18 protein-coding genes are annotated in these 15,929 nt (G+C 69.7%); 13 read left to right on the top strand and 5 right to left on the bottom strand.

Annotation, left to right across the window (positions count from 1 at the left end; genetic code table 11):
- Window positions 1–59: 59 nt before the first annotated feature.
- Window positions 60–698, top strand: coding sequence for an ankyrin repeat domain-containing protein (locus AMS65_RS05060; protein WP_241489342.1), 639 nt, complete (start codon window positions 60–62; stop codon window positions 696–698).
- A gap of 170 nt (window positions 699–868) precedes the next feature.
- Here the strand turns inward: AMS65_RS05060 and AMS65_RS05055 are convergent, their stop codons facing one another.
- Complete coding sequence (locus tag AMS65_RS05055; protein ID WP_241489341.1) at window positions 869–1,429, bottom strand: MarR family winged helix-turn-helix transcriptional regulator; 561 nt, start codon at window positions 1,427–1,429, stop codon at window positions 869–871.
- 86 nt (window positions 1,430–1,515) lie between these two features.
- On the opposite strand from AMS65_RS05055, the gene AMS65_RS05050 reads away from it, so the two are divergent.
- From AMS65_RS05050 to AMS65_RS05030, 5 genes are all read left to right on the top strand, one after another.
- Window positions 1,516–2,307: a hypothetical protein gene (locus AMS65_RS05050; protein ID WP_053383065.1), complete on the top strand. Its 792-nt coding sequence runs from the start codon at window positions 1,516–1,518 to the stop codon at window positions 2,305–2,307.
- Between the two features lie 423 nt (window positions 2,308–2,730).
- Entirely contained in the window at window positions 2,731–3,372 is a 642-nt protein-coding gene (locus tag AMS65_RS05045) for a GNAT family N-acetyltransferase (protein ID WP_053383351.1), read from the top strand.
- An 85-nt stretch (window positions 3,373–3,457) separates the two neighbouring features.
- Window positions 3,458–4,894 carry a sensor histidine kinase gene (locus AMS65_RS05040; protein ID WP_083451496.1) on the top strand — a complete coding sequence of 479 codons (1,437 nt, stop codon included), beginning with the start codon at window positions 3,458–3,460 and terminating at the stop codon, window positions 4,892–4,894.
- Window positions 4,882–5,592, top strand: a complete 711-nt coding sequence (locus AMS65_RS05035; protein ID WP_053383064.1) for a response regulator transcription factor — start codon at window positions 4,882–4,884, stop codon at window positions 5,590–5,592. Before AMS65_RS05040 ends, AMS65_RS05035 begins: the two co-directional genes overlap by 13 nt.
- Entirely contained in the window at window positions 5,589–6,467 is an 879-nt protein-coding gene (locus AMS65_RS05030) for a DUF4097 family beta strand repeat-containing protein (protein ID WP_053383063.1), read from the top strand. The genes AMS65_RS05035 and AMS65_RS05030 overlap by 4 nt, the downstream gene beginning before the upstream one ends.
- A gap of 74 nt (window positions 6,468–6,541) precedes the next feature.
- Here the strand turns inward: AMS65_RS05030 and AMS65_RS05025 are convergent, their stop codons facing one another.
- The gene (locus tag AMS65_RS05025; RefSeq protein WP_075200851.1) at window positions 6,542–7,798 is read right to left on the bottom strand and encodes an IS30 family transposase; all 1,257 of its coding nucleotides are present in this window, start codon (window positions 7,796–7,798) and stop codon (window positions 6,542–6,544) included.
- A gap of 199 nt (window positions 7,799–7,997) precedes the next feature.
- Here AMS65_RS05025 and AMS65_RS05020 point away from each other — a divergent pair, with 199 nt between their 5' ends.
- Complete coding sequence (locus AMS65_RS05020) at window positions 7,998–9,059, top strand: alpha/beta hydrolase (protein ID WP_053383062.1); 1,062 nt, start codon at window positions 7,998–8,000, stop codon at window positions 9,057–9,059.
- Between the two features lie 9 nt (window positions 9,060–9,068).
- The gene (locus tag AMS65_RS05015) at window positions 9,069–9,551 is read left to right on the top strand and encodes an NUDIX hydrolase (protein ID WP_193787005.1); all 483 of its coding nucleotides are present in this window, start codon (window positions 9,069–9,071) and stop codon (window positions 9,549–9,551) included.
- A gap of 161 nt (window positions 9,552–9,712) precedes the next feature.
- On the opposite strand, the gene AMS65_RS05010 is transcribed toward AMS65_RS05015, so the two are convergent.
- Window positions 9,713–10,210, bottom strand: coding sequence for a hypothetical protein (locus AMS65_RS05010; protein ID WP_053383061.1), 498 nt, complete (start codon window positions 10,208–10,210; stop codon window positions 9,713–9,715).
- Window positions 10,211–10,398: 188 nt separating this feature from the next.
- Between AMS65_RS05010 and AMS65_RS05005 the strand changes: the two genes are divergently transcribed.
- Window positions 10,399–10,908, top strand: coding sequence for a peptidylprolyl isomerase (locus tag AMS65_RS05005; RefSeq protein ID WP_053383060.1), 510 nt, complete (start codon window positions 10,399–10,401; stop codon window positions 10,906–10,908).
- 7 nt (window positions 10,909–10,915) lie between these two features.
- Window positions 10,916–11,854, top strand: coding sequence for a rhomboid family intramembrane serine protease (locus AMS65_RS05000; protein ID WP_053383059.1), 939 nt, complete (start codon window positions 10,916–10,918; stop codon window positions 11,852–11,854).
- Window positions 11,855–12,170: 316 nt separating this feature from the next.
- Here the strand turns inward: AMS65_RS05000 and AMS65_RS04995 are convergent, their stop codons facing one another.
- Window positions 12,171–12,449, bottom strand: coding sequence for a cell division protein CrgA (locus AMS65_RS04995; RefSeq protein ID WP_053383058.1), 279 nt, complete (start codon window positions 12,447–12,449; stop codon window positions 12,171–12,173).
- A gap of 62 nt (window positions 12,450–12,511) precedes the next feature.
- On the opposite strand from AMS65_RS04995, the gene AMS65_RS04990 reads away from it, so the two are divergent.
- From AMS65_RS04990 to AMS65_RS04985, 3 genes are read left to right on the top strand one after another with little or no spacing between them, the layout of a single operon-like run.
- A complete protein-coding gene (locus AMS65_RS04990) occupies window positions 12,512–13,288 on the top strand; it encodes a class E sortase (RefSeq protein ID WP_053383057.1) in 777 nt (258 codons plus the stop codon).
- Window positions 13,288–13,446, top strand: a complete 159-nt coding sequence (locus tag AMS65_RS19955; protein ID WP_169787570.1) for a hypothetical protein — start codon at window positions 13,288–13,290, stop codon at window positions 13,444–13,446. Before AMS65_RS04990 ends, AMS65_RS19955 begins: the two co-directional genes overlap by 1 nt.
- A complete protein-coding gene (locus tag AMS65_RS04985; protein WP_053383056.1) occupies window positions 13,443–14,078 on the top strand; it encodes an anthranilate synthase component II in 636 nt (211 codons plus the stop codon). Before AMS65_RS19955 ends, AMS65_RS04985 begins: the two co-directional genes overlap by 4 nt.
- Window positions 14,079–14,182: 104 nt before the next feature.
- Here the strand turns inward: AMS65_RS04985 and pknB are convergent, their stop codons facing one another.
- Window positions 14,183–15,898: a Stk1 family PASTA domain-containing Ser/Thr kinase gene (gene pknB, locus AMS65_RS04980; RefSeq protein ID WP_053383055.1), complete on the bottom strand. Its 1,716-nt coding sequence runs from the start codon at window positions 15,896–15,898 to the stop codon at window positions 14,183–14,185.
- Between the last annotated feature and the right edge of the window lie 31 nt (window positions 15,899–15,929).

Genomic DNA, 15,929 nt, shown 5'->3' with positions numbered 1-15,929 from the left:
CCGGTGCACCGGTGGTGGAGGGCACAATGGAGGCACCCGCTCAGAAGGAGGATCCCCCGATGCCGCAGAACGAGCAGACCGCACCCACCGATGCCGAGCGCGACGCGGCGACCGCCGCCCTGTTCGAGGCGGTGGCGGCGGGCGATCGCGGGGCGGCTGCGGCGGCCCTCGACGCCGGCGCCGATCTCGAACGGCGAGGCGAGCTGGGGCGCACTCCGCTCGTGGCCGCGACGAAGGAGGAGCGGGTCGAGATCGCGGTGCTGCTGCTCGAGCGCGGCGCGGATCCGAACGCGCAGGACGATCTCGAGGATTCGGCCTTCCTGTACGCGGGTGCGGAGGGTCTCGACGAGATCCTCCGGGCGACCCTTGAGCGCGGTGCAGATGTGGCATCGACGAACCGCTACGGCGGTACGGCGCTGATCCCGGCCTCGGAGCACGGGCACGTGAGCACCGTCGAGATCCTCATCGCGGCGGGCGTGCCCCTGGACCACGTGAACAATCTCGGGTGGACGGCTCTGCACGAGGCGATCGTGCTGGGCACGGGCAGCGAGGATCACGTCAGCGTGGTCCGGGCTCTGCTGGAGGCGGGCGCCGACCCGACCCTTCCCGACGGCAACGGCGTCGCGCCGCGCGATCTCGCGGTCGCCCGCGGGCACTGGAATCTCGTCGGCGAGATCGATCGGGCGCTCGCCGGGTAGCCCTGGTGTCGGGAGCGGGTGGCGGGTGGCGCGGGGGTAAGGGGGCGGGGGTAGGCGGCGGAGAGCGGGTGGATCCGGATCCACCGTCTGAGCCTGTCGCGATCGGGATCCGCCGTCGCGCATCGGCCCGCGGAAGCGCGGCGGGAGCGCCTATCTGCGCGATCCCGTGCTCAGATCGAGTCGCGGGCCGGCCAGTTGTCGGCGAGTTTCACGAGCAGGCGAGCGAGTTCGTGCTGCTCGGCCTCGGTGAACCCCTCCAGCGCGCGGGTGAGCGACTCGCGCCGTCGCCCGCGCAGTCCGCTGGCGAAGCGCCGCCCGGTTTCGGTGAGCGCGATGCGGGTGCGACGGGCGTCCTCGGGATCCGCCTCGCGGCGCACGAGCTCGCGGGCGGCGCCCTGCTTCACGAGCCGAGAGGCTCTGGGCTGATCGACGCCGATCGCCTCGCCGATCGCGCTCACGCTGAGGGGGGCATCGGCGGCCGCGAGGGCTTCGAGCATGCGAACGATGGCGGGTGCTCCGGTGCCGGGTCCGGCCATGGCGGCGGCCCAGTCCGGATGCTGCGGGCCGCCCGGGGGGAGGCCGTGCGGCCCTGGGCCATGGGGGCCGGCGCCTCGCCACGGTCCGCCGCCGTGCGGCCCGCGGCCCATACCGCCGTGCCCGCGGCGCGGCCCGCGGATGCGGGAGAGGGCATTCGCGATGGCGTCCGCGGGGTCGTTCGTCTGTGGTTCCACGTGGAACATTTTACATGCCACTTGACATGCATCGGCAGTCCATGTCACTATACATATACATGTAACGTGACAAGTAAGGAACGCAGATGAACACGCAGAATACGCAGAACACGCCCCAGGACGACGAGCGAGCAGAGGATCCCGCCGACCGCGCCGAAGCGCGGCCGCTCGGATACTGGTTGCGCACGGTCGACCGACTGCTGTCGGATCGCTTCGCACGCGCTTTCGAGAGCGAGGGGCTGACCCGCCGCGACTGGCGGCTCATGAACCTCATCGATGGCACAGTGCCGGGCCGACGTCTCGGGGAGGGCCGGGGGCCGAGCCCCGATCCTGACGGCGGCCACGATCGCGACTTCCGTCGAGACTTCTCCCACGACTCCGATCACAGCCGTGGGCACCGTCGCGCGAAGCGGCTCCGGCGGCTCGCCGAGCGAGGGTGGATCGAGGAGTTCGAGGGAGACTGGCGTCTCACCGACTCCGGCCGCGAGGCCAAGAAGCGCCTCGCCGTCGAGGTGGACGGCATCCGGGCGATGGTCGCAGAGGCCGTGGGGCCCGATGACTACACGGCTACCGTGCGCTCACTCGAGCAGATCGCCGTGGCGCTCGGGTGGGATCCCGACGCCCCCGTACCGCCGCGACGCGGCACGGGCCGCAAGCACCACCCCCGGTGGGGGAGCGAGCGAGGCGGATCCTGGGGCGAGGCACCCGGCTTCGGCCGAGACCGAAACCGCGACCGCCGCGAGCGCTGGGACCACTTCGGCCACCCCGGCCTCCCCGGTTACCCCGGCGATTGCGACCGCCGAGGACCCGCCCGATTCGCGCAGCAGGCGTACGAGCGGGGTTTCGAAGCGGGCTTCACCAGCGGCCGTCGCTTCTGAGCGGAGTTGACCCTTCGCTGCCGGAGGGCACCGCGGTCCCGTTGCCGCGGTGCCCTCCGGGGCATGCCCTCCAAGGGTGTGCTTTCCCCAGTGCGTGCTTCCTCCGTGCGTGCTCTTCAGCAACGAGGCCGAGAACCCGAGCGGCAGCTCCGGCCTACTCCCGTCCCTCGGCGATCGATCGCAGGAACTCGTCTGTGCACTCGAACTCCAGCGATCGAGCACCAGCGCAGTGGCCTCGGCGTCGTAGCCGGGTCCGCTCGAGTCGATGAAGAAGCGGCCGGATCCGGGGTGGAGGAGAAGCTCGAACCCGGTACGCGAGGACGGCACGGCTCGGCCGCCGCCATGGCCGGCAGCTTGCGGCAGGGCGCCGGATCGTGCTGGGCGGCCCTGGAGCCGCTCGGCACCGCCGATAGGCTGGGCCGCATGTCTCAGCATGCTGCCGATGCGTCATCCGTCTTCCGCGGCCTGAAGTGGCCGCTGCGGACGCAGCGCCTGATCCTGCGTCCCGCCGAGCTCGACGATGCAGAGGCGCTGTGGGTGCATCGGGGCCTGCCCGAGGTGGGCCGGTGGCTGGGGTGGCACCCCGTCGACCGGGCCGACTGGCGCATCACCTATCCGGAGAAATACCGCGACTATCTCGTCGTGGAGCACGAGGGGCGTGTGATCGGCGACCTCATGCTGCGGATCGGCGACGGGTGGGGCCAGCGCGAGGTCAAGGCGCACACGGTCGGGGTGCAGGCCGAGCTGGGCTGGACCTTCGCTCCCGAAGCGGGCGGTCGCGGCTTGGCCACCGAGGCCGTCGAGGCCCTGCTCGCCGTCTGTTTCGAGGATCTGGGCCTGCGCCGCGTGGAGGCCGGCGCCTTCGCGGCGAACGAGCCGTCCTGGAAGCTGATGGAGCGTGTGGGCATGCGTCGCGAGTCCTATTCCGTGAAGGAGTCGCTGCACCGCGAACTCGGCTGGCTGGACGGGGTGCTGTACGCCCTGCTCGCCGACGAGTGGCGCGCTCGCCGCGACGCTGCTCCGGCGAACGGCGAGGGATCCCGCGCCGGCGGCACCCTCCAATAGATCGCGGTGCGTTCGGGAAACCCCGAAGGTTTCTCTCCGGGCCCCCGGCTGACCCGGGGAGTCGGCCACCGCTTAGCGTAGAGGCATGATCAGTTCAGTAGAGAACGGCGCCGCGCCGGGAGCAGCCACCGGGTCGGCCCCGGACGCCGCCCCGGTCGACGCCGCCGCGACGGCGCCCACCGTGCCGCTCGCGCCGCAGTCGTCGACCGTGCCGCTGCCGCCGCCCGCCGCGGGGCAGCCGCCCGCCGCCGCGCCGCTGCCGCCCTTCGCCGCCGGCCAGCAGCCCGCGCCGCAGCAGCCCGCGGGCGATCCGTCAGGCCCGGCCCCCGCCGCTGCCGGCGCGAAGCCGCCGTTCCGCATCCCGCTCACGATCCTGCACCTCGCGGCGCTCGGCGTGATCGGCTTCACCATCATCGGCCTGCTGTTCGCGGTGCTCGGCGCCGGGATCGGCCTCCTGTTCATCCTGGGCATCGGCTTGGTGGTGCTGGTCGCGCTCGTCTACGCCCTCTACGGCATCGCCTGGTTCGAGACCCGGCGCGTCGACGGCCTGTACCGCCTCGGCGCGACCCCGCCCCGCTGGAGCCCCCAGACCGAGCCCGGTTTCAAGGCCTGGTTGCGGTCGCTCGGCAGGCAGTCGATCGACGGCCGCATGTGGCGCGCGCTCGCCAGCTTCGGAATCGCGAGCCTGCTGGGCGCGGGAGTCCTCGGGCTCGCACAGTGGTTCGTCGGCTCGATCATCTCGATCTTCACCTCGTTCTCGGTGTGGTGGCAGCCCGGCATTCTCGGGGCCCTGCTGAGCCTGGCCGGGATCGTGGGTCTCGCGCTGCTGCACCGCGTGGTGACGGTGGCCATCATCGGCGCCGGAGCGAACGAGGCCGAGCTCACCGAGCGCGCGCAGGTCTCCGCACGGCAGCGCGAGGGAGCGGTGCGAGCCGCCGACGTGGAGCGCACGCGCATCGAGCGGGATCTGCACGACGGCGTGCAGCCGCGCCTCGTGTCGGTGGCGATGACGCTCGGGCTCGCGCAGCAGCAGATCGACACCGATCCCGACTCCGCGAAGGCGCTCATCGCCGAGGCCCACACCTCGACCAAGGCCGCCATCACTGAGCTGCGCCAGCTCGCACGCGGCATCTACGCCTCCGTACTCGACGATCGCGGCCTCGACGCCGCACTCTCGGCGCTCGCGGCCAGATCCCACATCCCCGTGCAGCTGGACGTGCGTCTGCAGCAGCGCTGCGGCCGCGACGCCGAGGCCGCGGTCTACTTCGCCATCGCGGAGTCGCTCACCAACGCGGCCAAGCACTCGCGAGCGAGCGAGTGCCGTGTGGTGGTGCGCGTGCGCGAGGACGGCATGCTCTGGGCCCGCGTGGAGGACAACGGCATCGGAGGCGCCCGGGTCACGCCCGGCGGAGGCCTCGACGGCGTGATGAACCGCGTGCTCGCCGCCGGCGGCTCCACCCGACTCGACAGCCCGCAGGGCGGGCCCACAGCGCTGGAGGTGAGTGTGCCGTGCGCATCCTGATCTGCGAGGACTCCGTGCTGCTGCGCGAGGGGCTCGTCCGCCTGCTCGAGCACGGCGGCCACGAGGTGGTCGCGGCGCTCCCCGACGCCGACGAGCTGCTGGAGCGGGTGGCCGCCACGGACCCGGAGCTCTGCATCCTCGACGTGCGCCTGCCGCCCGGCTACACCGACGAGGGGATCCGTGCGGCGCTCGAACTGCGCCGCATCCGCCCCGGGCTGCCCCTGCTCGTGCTCTCGCAGTACGTCGAGGAGCGTTACGCGAGCGAGCTCATCGCCGCCCAGGGCGGGGCCTTCGGCTATCTGCTGAAGGACCGGGTGGCCGACGTGGGCGAGTTCATCGAGTCGATCGAGCGGATCGCCTCCGGGGCCACCGTGCTCGACCCCGAGGTCGTGGCGCAGCTGCTCACGAGGCGGGGCCGCGACGACCGCATGCGATCCCTCACCGACCGCGAGCGCACCGTGCTGGCCGCACTCGCCGAGGGCCGTTCCAATCAGGCCATCGCCGCGATGCTCTACCTCTCGGAGGCGAGCGTCGAGAAGCACATCACCGCGATCTTCCAGAAGCTCGGCCTCGAGCCCGATGGGAGCGGCAACCGGCGCGTGCTGGCCGCCATCGCGCACCTCGAGAGCACGGGCGGCATACCGGCGCCGGGATCCGGTGCCGCCGATCACACCACACAGACGGGAACAGCATCATGACCACGCCAGCATCGGGCACGAGAAGCGCCGCGACCACCGCCATCGTCGTCGCCACGGCGGTGGCGGGAGGCCTCGCACTGCTCGCGGTGGGAGTGTCGACTGCGGCGCGGGCGCTCGCCCCGAGCGTCATGGAGGCCCAGGTGGAGTACGGGGACGTCGACTTCATGCCCATCGGCTCCGACTACGAACTCGTGGAGTGGGATCTGGAGGATCTCGAGGGCATCGAGATCGACGCCGCAGCGACCTCGTTCACCCTGGTCCCGGGCGATGTCGAGGAGGCGGTGCTCACCGTCAGCGGCACCGATTTCGCCGGGGAATGGTCGATGTACCGGGAGGAGGGGGAGCTCGTGATCGAGCACCCCGACCTCGCCTCGGGTGCGCGTACGGGCGGCTGCCTGTTCGGCTGCGGCCTCAACGGTTCGGCGAGCGTCACGCTGACCCTGCCGCGCAGTATCGTCGAGGGCGGTCGCCTGAACGCCGACATCTCGCTCTCCGGGGGAGAACTGCGCGGTGAGGGCAGCTTCGGCGACCTCGACCTCGACGTGAACGCCGGCAGCCTGCGCTTCACGGGAGCGGCTCGCTCGCTCGACCTCGACGTGCGCGTGGGGGATGCGAGGATCGAGCTCGCCGATGTGGGCGAGGCCGACATCGAGGTGCAGACCGGCGACGCGACGGTGACGCTCACGGGCGACGCTCCGCGGACCGTCGATGCGACGGCGAAGATGGGGGCGCTCACGCTGCAGCTGCCCGATGAGGAGTACCGCGTCGATCTGCGCGGCACGCTCGGAGAGGTGGACAACCGGCTCGCCGAGAACAAGGAGTCCCCGCACACGGTGCGCGTGCAGGCGACGGCGGCCGAGGTCGTGCTGCGCTGAGGCCCCTCGCCTCACCCCCACCCCTCGCCCCAAATCTTCGCGCGTCAGTAGATGTCACCAAACCGGCGGTGGTTTCAGGGGGTTAGTGCAACACCGGTGAGTAGTGCTTCTAGCTTCTCACGTGGTGTCGCCCATCCGAGTGTGTTGCGGGGGCGGTCGTTGAGGAGGTCCTGCATCAGAGCGATCTCTTCACCAGTGACCTGGTTGAAGTTGATGCCCTTGGGGTAGAAGTCCCGGATCAGGCCGTTGAGGTTCTCGTTCGATCCCCGTTGCCAGGGTGAGTGCGGATCACAGAAATACATCTCGCATCCCGTCGCGATGGTGAATCTGCGATGCTGCGCCATCTCTGGCCCCTGATCCCAGGTGACCGTCTTCACGAACTCGGAGGGCAAGGAACGGATCATGCGCTGCATCAACTCGATCACCGTCATCGATTCCCGTGTTCCGGGAAGCCTCCCGATCAGCGCGAACCTGGTCTGCCGCTCCACTAACGTCACCAGGCCAGAGTTCTGAGGACCGACGACGAGATCACCTTCCCAATGCCCGGGGACCGCCCGGTCTTCCACCTCAGCGGGACGATCCGATAACCGTGCTCCTGCGAGCCAGGGCCTGTTCGAACGGCGGGGAAGTTTCGACTGCGGAACCCTGCCCGTGCGCCCGGACCGGAGTGCTTTCTCAACCGTGCGCCCGGACCGGAGTGCTTTCTCAACCGTGAGCTCGTGCCGGAGCGCACCTTTGCCCTGCACGTAGAGCGCTTGATAGATCGTTTCGTGTGACACCTGCAGCTCCGGATGATCGGGATAGTCCACGCGGAGCCTGTGAGCGACTTGCTGCGGGGAGTGCTTCTGATTCAACCCTGCCACCACTCGCGCCCGTAACACAGGATCGGAGAGCTTCCCCGGACGCGGGCGCGGGCGCGCGGCAAGGGCCCGGTAATGGGCAACCTCGGCGACATACTGGCGGTCGGACCCGTGACGCACACCATGCGCGGTGATCTCTCGCGACACGGTCGAGGGAGCCACCCCCAACTCAGACGCGATCCCCCGAACCGAGAGGGGCGACGCGAGCGATCTCGCGGCCTGAATGAAGGCCCGGTCTGAGAGCGTCAACCTCCGGTACTTGCGCGACCCGTTCTCCGGCACGACACCCCTCAAATCAACCGGGTACGCTCCACCGTGATAGCCCTGAACGAATTCCATACCCACACGCTTACCCCACCCCGCGACCGTGGTCCTGGGCACACCAGTCCTACGACTGACCTCAAGCGTGGAACAGCCCTGCGCTAGAAGCTGCAAGAGCGGTTCGAGGGCAGACCAAGGCAACAACGTCATGACAGCACCTCCAGGGTAAGAGGCGTTGCGCTAACACCCTGAAACCGCCGGCCGCGAGGCAGCAACTACTGGCGCGCGTACAGAGTCTCGGAGCGCCCATTCAGGGCGCGAATCGGGGCGATCTGCGAACTACGGATCGGGTGACGGGCGTGGGGGCGACTGCGGGATGGGACCGTGGGGGTGGTCCTAGACTGGCGGTATGACGGAGTGGCGGGGGGACGTTCTCGGGTCCGGCTTCGAGTGCACCGACATCGATCTCGGCGCCGACGAGGAGGGCCCGCTCGTCGCGACCCTCGTGCGCTCCCTCCCCGCCAGGCGGCCTCTCCTCGACCGTCTGCTCGGGTGGGAGCGGACGCTCGAGAACGTCGATGTGCTCTACGTGCACGGATGGTCCGACTACTTCTTCCAGCGCGAACTCGCGGCATTCTGGACACAGCGGGGAGCCAGGTTCTTCGCCCTCGATCTGCGCAAGTACGGGCGCAGCCTGCGCGAGGGGCAGACGGCGGGCTACATCGAGGATCTCGACGACTACCACGAGGAGATCGACCGCGCGCTCGAGGTGATGGAGGAGGAGCGGCCGGCGGGGGCGCGGCGCCTCGTGCTGCTCGGCCACTCGACCGGCGGGCTCGTGCTGAGCCTGTGGGCGGACACGCACCCGGGGCGCGCGGACGCGCTCGTGCTCAACAGCCCGTGGCTCGAGTTCCAGCTGGCCAGTGCCGGCAGACAGGTGCTCATGCCGCTCATCAACCTGAGCGCGCGCTTCAACCCGCGAGAGGTGGCGCCGCAGCTCGACTACGGCTTCTACACCCGCGCTCAGCGCGAGGTCGGCCCGCAGGACGAGCTCGCCCTGGTCGACGCCGCGTGGCGGCCCGAGCGCACGCACGCGGTGCTCAACGGCTGGTTGCGGGCGATCCTCGACGGTCACGCGCGGGTGAATCGGGGGCTCGATATCGGAGCGCCGATCGAGGTGCTGCTCTCGGCCCGCTTCGCGATCCCGATGAAGTGGAGCGAGGATCTGACGAGCGCCGACACCGTGCTCGACGTCGACGAGGTGGCGAAGGCCGCGCTGAAGCTCGGTTCCACCGTGACGGTGGAGCGGATCGACGGCGCGCTGCACGACGTCTTCCTCTCGCGCGAGGGGGCGCGACGCGAGGCGTACGCCAGACTCGAGCGGTGGCTGCTGGGCTGGCAGGCCGGGGGAGGCGTCGGCCCCGTTGCAGCGGAACGAGACATGGATCGGACCTCCGGCCCGACAGGCTAGGCTCGTAACATGGATCTGAGGGTGGCTGCCTATGCGGTGGTGGAGCGGCGGGGCAAGGTCCTGCTGACGCACTGGCGCCGCGGCCACCTGCACGGATGGACGCTTCCCGGAGGCGGGATCGAGGGCGGCGAGGATCCCCGCGACGCGGTGGTGCGCGAGGTGCTCGAGGAGACCGGGCTCGAAGCGCGCGTGGGCAAGCTGCTCGGGGTCGACTCGCGGGTGATGGTGCGCGAGGAGGTGCCCGAGGGCAAGGATCCCGAGCTGCACACGATCCGGATCGTCTACCGCGCCACCGTCAAGGAGGGGCCGCTGCGCCACGAGGTCGGCGGGTCATCCGATGAGGCGCGCTGGGTGCCCATTCGCGAGATCCGGTCGCTGCGCACGCTCTCGCTCGTGCAGACCGGCCTGCGCATGGCGGGAATCAACGGCCGCCGTCCTCCCGGGAAGCAGGGCGGCAAGCCCACGGGCAAGCAGACCAAACCCCGGAAGTAGTCGCGCTGCCGCCGGTTGAGCGAAGCGGCGGAGTCGAAACCCGGTGCATGAGGCGCGGTTTCGACTCCTCGCAGGCTCGTCGCTCCACCGGCGGCGCAGAACTGCCGGAGGGTGCCGCGCCTTCCGGCTGCGGCACCCTCCGGCAATCGGCGGGGCTCCGATCAGTTCTCGGGGGCGACCCAGAGATCGTCGTCGGTGCGGAACGCCTGCCAGAGGGCGTAGCCCACCCCGGCTGCCGCGGCGATGCCGAGCCCCAGCGCGATGATGCCGCCGGCGCGCTTCTTCTTCTCGGGCTTGAGGTAGCCGGTGCGCTCGCCGAAGCCGCGCACCTGCTTGGCAGCGTCCTTGTTGTCGAGCTCGTCGAGCGTGCGGATGGTGCGTGCGAGTGCACTCGCGACGAACGGCGCGGTGAAGCGGCGCACGTTGTCCGCCGCACGGCGGGCCGAGTCCACCCCGCGATCGATCGTGGGCCGCACGGCCTCGAGGGTCTCGTCGACGCGAGGCGCCAGGTGCTCATCACTCAGGTGCCTGGCCTGGCGGCCGGCCTGGTTCAGTACGTCCCCGGCGTGACCGAGTACGAAGCGCTGCTGATCGAGCAGCTCCTGCGCATCGTTCCGCAGACGGCGGAGTTCACGGCGGCGCTTGCGTGAGAGTTTCATACCTGTCCTCCTAGCTCGGCGAGGCAATGCTCTGAGCGACATCGCTCGTACACTCCACGCTACACCGAACCGTCCGTCTCGCGCCGACCGGACGGACCCCGTTGCGAGCGATTCACAGCCTGGTAGTATCCGCGTCCGCCGTTTCGCGTGCAGCGATCGTGCTGCAGGCCCGGCCTACACTAGTGCCTATGAGCATTCACACCTCGGTAGCCACCATCCACACCAACCACGGCGACATCGTGCTGAACCTCTTCGGCAACCACGCGCCCAAGACGGTCAAGAACTTCGTCGATCTCGCTGAGAAGGGCTTCTACGACGGGGTCATCTTCCACCGCATCATTCCGAACTTCATGATCCAGGGCGGCGACCCCACCGGCACCGGCACCGGCGGCCCGGGGTACACCTTCGACGACGAGATCCACCCCGAGCTCGTCTTCAACGAGCCCTACCAGCTGGCGATGGCCAACGCGGGCAAGCGTCCCGACATGACCGGTCGCCTCGCGGGCACCAACGGCTCGCAGTTCTTCATCACCACCACCGCTCCCGACTGGCTCAACGGCAAGCACACCATCTTCGGCGTGGTGGCCGATGACGCCTCGAAGGCCGTCGTCGACGCGATCTCGGCCGTGCAGACCGCGGCGGCGGATCGCCCCGTCGAGGACGTGGTGATCTCCGGCGTAGACGTCGTCGAGGCGTAGGCAACCGGTGGCGAACGGAACGGGGCCGGCGTTCGGCGAGCGCGTCGAGTACGGGCCCGACGACGTCTGCTATCGCCACCCGCAGGTGCACAGCTTCACGCTGTGCCAGCGCTGCGGCCGCACCATCTGCCCGGACTGCCAGGTGGTGTCGGCCGTCGGCGTGCTGTGCTCGGAGTGCGTCAAGCAGACGCAGCCGGGCGCGGCGCAGCGCGCCGGACGCTCGGCCCGGGTGACGGGCCGGCGCATCGCCGCACTCGATACGCCCGTCACCTACGGCATCATGATCCTTTGCGCGATCGTGTTCGCCGCGCAGACGCTCAGCCACTACTTCGGCGCGGACGAGGTCACGCGCACGATCTGGTACGCGCCCCTGTACTCGCTGCCCGCCTCGGTGCTGCCGCCGGGTCTCGACTTCGAGCCGTGGCGCATGATCACGTCGATGTTCACGCACTCGACGGGGTTCCTGTTCCACATCCTGTTCAACATGTATGCGCTGTGGCTGTTCGGCCGCAACCTCGAGCAGATGATCGGCCGCTGGACCTTCCTGACGCTGTACCTCTTCGCCGGCGTCGGAGGCTCGCTGGGCGTCATGTTCTGGGGCTACGCGGCGCCCGAGAGCGTGCTCGTGCCGACGGTGGGCGCCTCGGGAGCGATCTTCGGCGTGCTCGCGGCGACGCTCGTGGCCTTCAAGGCGGCCAGGGTCAACATCACGTCGCTGGCGGTGCTCATCGCGATCAACTTCGGGATCGGGCTCATCCCGGGCGCGAACATCTCGTGGCAGGCCCACCTCGGCGGCATGGTGGTCGGCGCGCTCACGATGTGGCTGCTGCTCGCGACGCGCGGACCGCGTCGCAGGACGCAGCGGCTCGCCGGGCTCGTGGGCCTCGGAGCGGTGCTGGTCGCCCTCGGGTTCGCCTACTTCGTCGCGATGCCGGCGATCTTCTAACGCATTCCGCGCCGCCCGGCGCCGCGGAGCGCGTCGAAACCCGGGATCCTCGATTTCGACTCGCTCCGCTCGCTCAATCAGCGGAGAGTCGCGGTGGCGCTGCATGGCCACCCCGAGATTCCAAGAACGTCAGGCGTTCATCCTGGAGGATCCTGCGCACGCAGGATGACGAAAGCCCCGGCGGTGCCGGGGCTTTCGTCGGTTATCCACAGGCTTCTCCCCAGCTGGGGAGGAATTACACGCGTGTGATTCGCGGCGCGTCGGGACCCCGCTCGGGGCGGTTCGCGCGGCTCGGGAGCGGGCGACCGTCAGGCGGCTACTTCCACCACGGGGTCATGAGGAAGCCGACGAGCACGAGGCCGAACCCGACGAAGATGTTGGCCTGGCCGAGCGCCGGGATGGGGAGGGGCAGCGCGGTGGCGCTCGTGATGTAGTAGAGCACGATCCACACGAGGCCGAGCAGCATGAAGCCGAACATGACCGGCTTGAACCACACCGGATTGGGTGCGTCCTTACGAGCGGAAGAGATCGCGGCCTGATCCTGCGTCAGCTCCGTCGACTTGCGCTTGCTTACATTCTTCCCAGCTGCTGCCATGACTACGAGTCTACCGGGATTCCGGCCGAGTCTCAGCGCCCGAGTCGTAGAATGTGAGAGTGATGGAGTCTCGTAGCGCGCGCGGACGACGCCAGCGGGCCCGCCTGAGCCCGCTCACGGTGATCGGAGAGCTGCTGCTGCTCGGTGGACTGGGGGTCCTCGGCTACATCGTGTGGCAGCCCTGGCACACCGGCGTCACGGTGACCGCGAAGCAGACCGAGCTCTCGGCGCAGCAGTCGGCGCGCTGGGCCGAGGAGTCGAGGACGGTCGAGCCGGGCGTGATCCCCGTCACGGCGAAGCCCGCCCCGGCCGAGGCCTTCGCGGTGCTGCACGTGCCGGCCTTCGGCACGACCTACGCGAATGTCGTCGCCGAGACCACCGACTGGTGGACGGTGCTCAACCTCGACGAGAAGGGCATCGGGCGCTACGAGAGCACGCAGCTGCCGGGTGAGCCGGGCAACTTCGCGCTGGCCGGGCACCGATCCGGGCCGCTCATCAACTCCTTCCGCGAGGTGATGAACCTGCGTGTCGGCGATCCGCTCTTCGTCGAGACCGCCGACGGCTGGTACACCTACCGCTTCCGCTCGATCGAGTACGTGCTGCCCGACGCCGTCGACGTGCTCAACCCGTTCCCCCGGCTCGAGGGGGTGCCCGGCGAGGACCGGATCCTCACGCTGACCACCTGCCACCCGAAGTGGGCGGGCAGCGACGAGCGCGCCATCGCTTACTCCGTCTTCGAGGGCTTCCAGCCCCGCAGCGACGGGCCGCCCGCCGAGCTGATCGAACTCAACCCGACCATGGAGGGCACGCAGGCGCCCAGAGGGGATCAGGAAAGCTGATGTTCTCGCTGCTCTGGCGATTCTTCCCCGGCCCGGCCTGGCTCCGGGTGATCGTGCTGCTGCTCGTCGCGGCCGCGCTGGTCTACGTGCTCATCGCCTACGTGTATCCGTGGGCGGCCCTGTACTTCCAAGCAGAGGAGGCGACGGTCGGACCATGACGAACATTCTGATCATCGACAACTACGACAGCTTCGTGTACACGCTGAACGGCTACCTGCAGCAGCTGGGCGCCTCGACGCGGGTGATCCGCAACGACGAGGTGAGCACGGGAGAGCTCGAGCGCCTCGTCGCCGAATACGACGGCGTGCTCATCTCGCCGGGACCCGGCACGCCGACGGACGCGGGGGTCTCCGTGTCCATGGTCGGTATCGCGCTGCGCACCGGGGTGCCGCTGCTGGGCGTGTGCCTCGGACACCAGGCGATCGCCGAGGCGCTCGGCGCCACGGTGACCCACGCCGAGGAGCTGATGCACGGCAAGGTCTCGCGAGTGCATCACACCGACGATCCCTTCTTCGAGGGTGTCGCCTCCGAGTTCAACGCGACCCGCTACCACTCGCTGGCCGTCGTGCGCGACACGGTGCCCGAGACACTGGTCATCACCGCCGAGACGGCGAGCGGAATCGTCATGGCGCTGCGCCACCGCGAGCTGCCCATCTACGGAGTGCAGTACCATCCCGAGTCGGTGCTCACGGAGGGCGGCTACCGTCAGCTGGGCAACTGGCTGGGTGTGGTGGGCCTCGCCAACGCGGCGCAGATCGCGCAGTCGCTGTCGCCCCTCATCAAGAGCTGAGCGGGCGCGGCTGCGGAGCCGCGGGGCCGGTCTGAACGCCCGCCCCCTTCGACACGCTCAGGGGACGGGAGCGACGGCCTCGGGAGCCCGGGACGGTCGCGTCGTCAGGCGGCGCAGTACTTGACCTCGAGCGCGGCGCCCTGCTTCTGCTCGCCGACGATCGACTGCCAGGTCACCGGGTAGTTGCCCTCCGCGGGGCACTGATCGGGCGTGTAGGTGATCTCGAGTCCGCGGCCGTCGAGGAGGGATCGAGCGGCCTCGAGCGGGTGTCCCACGACCTCGGGCACCTTCACCTTGCCGCTCGCCACCTGCACGGCCACGCTCTCGCCGGAGGCGAGTTCGGTGCCGGGGCCGGGCGAGACCTCGAGCACACGGCCCTCGGGTGCGATGGGGTCGTCGACGCTGGTCTCGACCCCGACGGTGAGACCCAGATCGGCGAGCGCCTGCTTGTAGGCGTCGAGCGACATGTTGTCGGGTTCGGGTACCTTCGCGACCTCCGGCCCCGTCGAGATGTAGAGGGTGACGTTCTCGCCGACGGTGAGCACGGTGCCCTCCTCCGGGTCGCTCGAGACCACGTGCCCCGCGGCGATCTCCTCGCTGGTCTGCTCGACCGTCACCGGGAACAGCCCCTGCTTCTGCAGCAGCTCGAAGGCCTCGGTGCGCTCCATGTCGACGAGGTTCGGGATCTCGCGCGAGTTGTCGGGCACGAACTGCTGCGGGGCGAGTGTGACCAGCCAGAAGACGACGGCCACGATCACGGCTCCGACGGTGAGGATCGCCGCCCAGGTCCACATGACGGGCGGGCGGTTCTGTGTGCGTGCGGCACCCCCGCCCTCCGAGAGCTGACGCAGCGCGAGATCCGACTCGGAGACCTCTTCGCCGCCCGAGAACAGCACCGTCTCCTGCTGCTGCACCGAGAGCTTGGGCATCTTGCCGCTGGCGGCGATCCGCAGCGCCTCGCGGAACTCCGAGGCGGACTGGAAGCGCTTGGAGCGATCCTTCGCGAGCCCGTAGAGCACCACGCGGTCGAGCTCGGGCGGCACCTCGGGGTTGCGTTCGCTCGGCGGCTTCGGCCGCTCGCTCACGTGCTGGTAGGCCACGGCCACGGCCGTGTCGCCGCGGAACGGCACATCGCCCGTGAGCAGTTCGTACAGCAGCACCGACGTCGAGTAGAGGTCGGTACGCGCGTCGATCGCCTCGCCCTTGGCCTGCTCCGGCGAGAAGTAGGCCGCGGTGCCCAGAATGGCGGTGGTCTGCTGCAGGGTCGACGAGGTCTCGGAGACGGCGCGGGCGATGCCGAAGTCCATCACCTTCACCTGGCCGCCCTTGGTGATCATGATGTTCGCGGGCTTGATGTCGCGGTGCACGATGCCGGCGCGGTGCGAGTACTCGAGCGCGGTGAGCACGGAGTCGACCACGCGGCAGGCTTCAGTCTGGGACAGCCCGCCCTCGGCGACGAGCTGGCGGAGGTTGGTGCCCTCGACGTACTCCATGACGATGAAGGGCAGCCGCTTGGGGCCGTCCGCCGTCTGGATGAGGTCGTCGCCCGCGTCGAAGACGCGCACCACGGTGGGGTGCGCCATGCGCGAGGCGGACTGCGCCTCCTGCCGGAAGCGGGAGCGGAACTGCTCGTCCCCGGCGAGATCGGCCTTCATCACCTTGATGGCGACCTGGCGCCCGAGCTTCGTGTCGGTGCCGCGGTACACGGTGGCCATCCCGCCCTGACCGACGAACTCGCCGATGGCGTAGCGGCCGGCGAGGATGCGCTGCTCACCGCCGCCATCGGTCGTTTCGGGCATGATCACCTCTTCCGTGCTCAAGGATTGCCTCCAAGTTTATCGGGATCGAAGC

It is taken from the genome of Leucobacter celer subsp. astrifaciens, assembly GCF_001273835.1.
Classification (GTDB): domain Bacteria; phylum Actinomycetota; class Actinomycetes; order Actinomycetales; family Microbacteriaceae; genus Leucobacter; species Leucobacter celer.
Note: the sequence above shows the minus strand (reverse complement) of the source record. Positions and strands in the feature narration are given on the sequence as shown.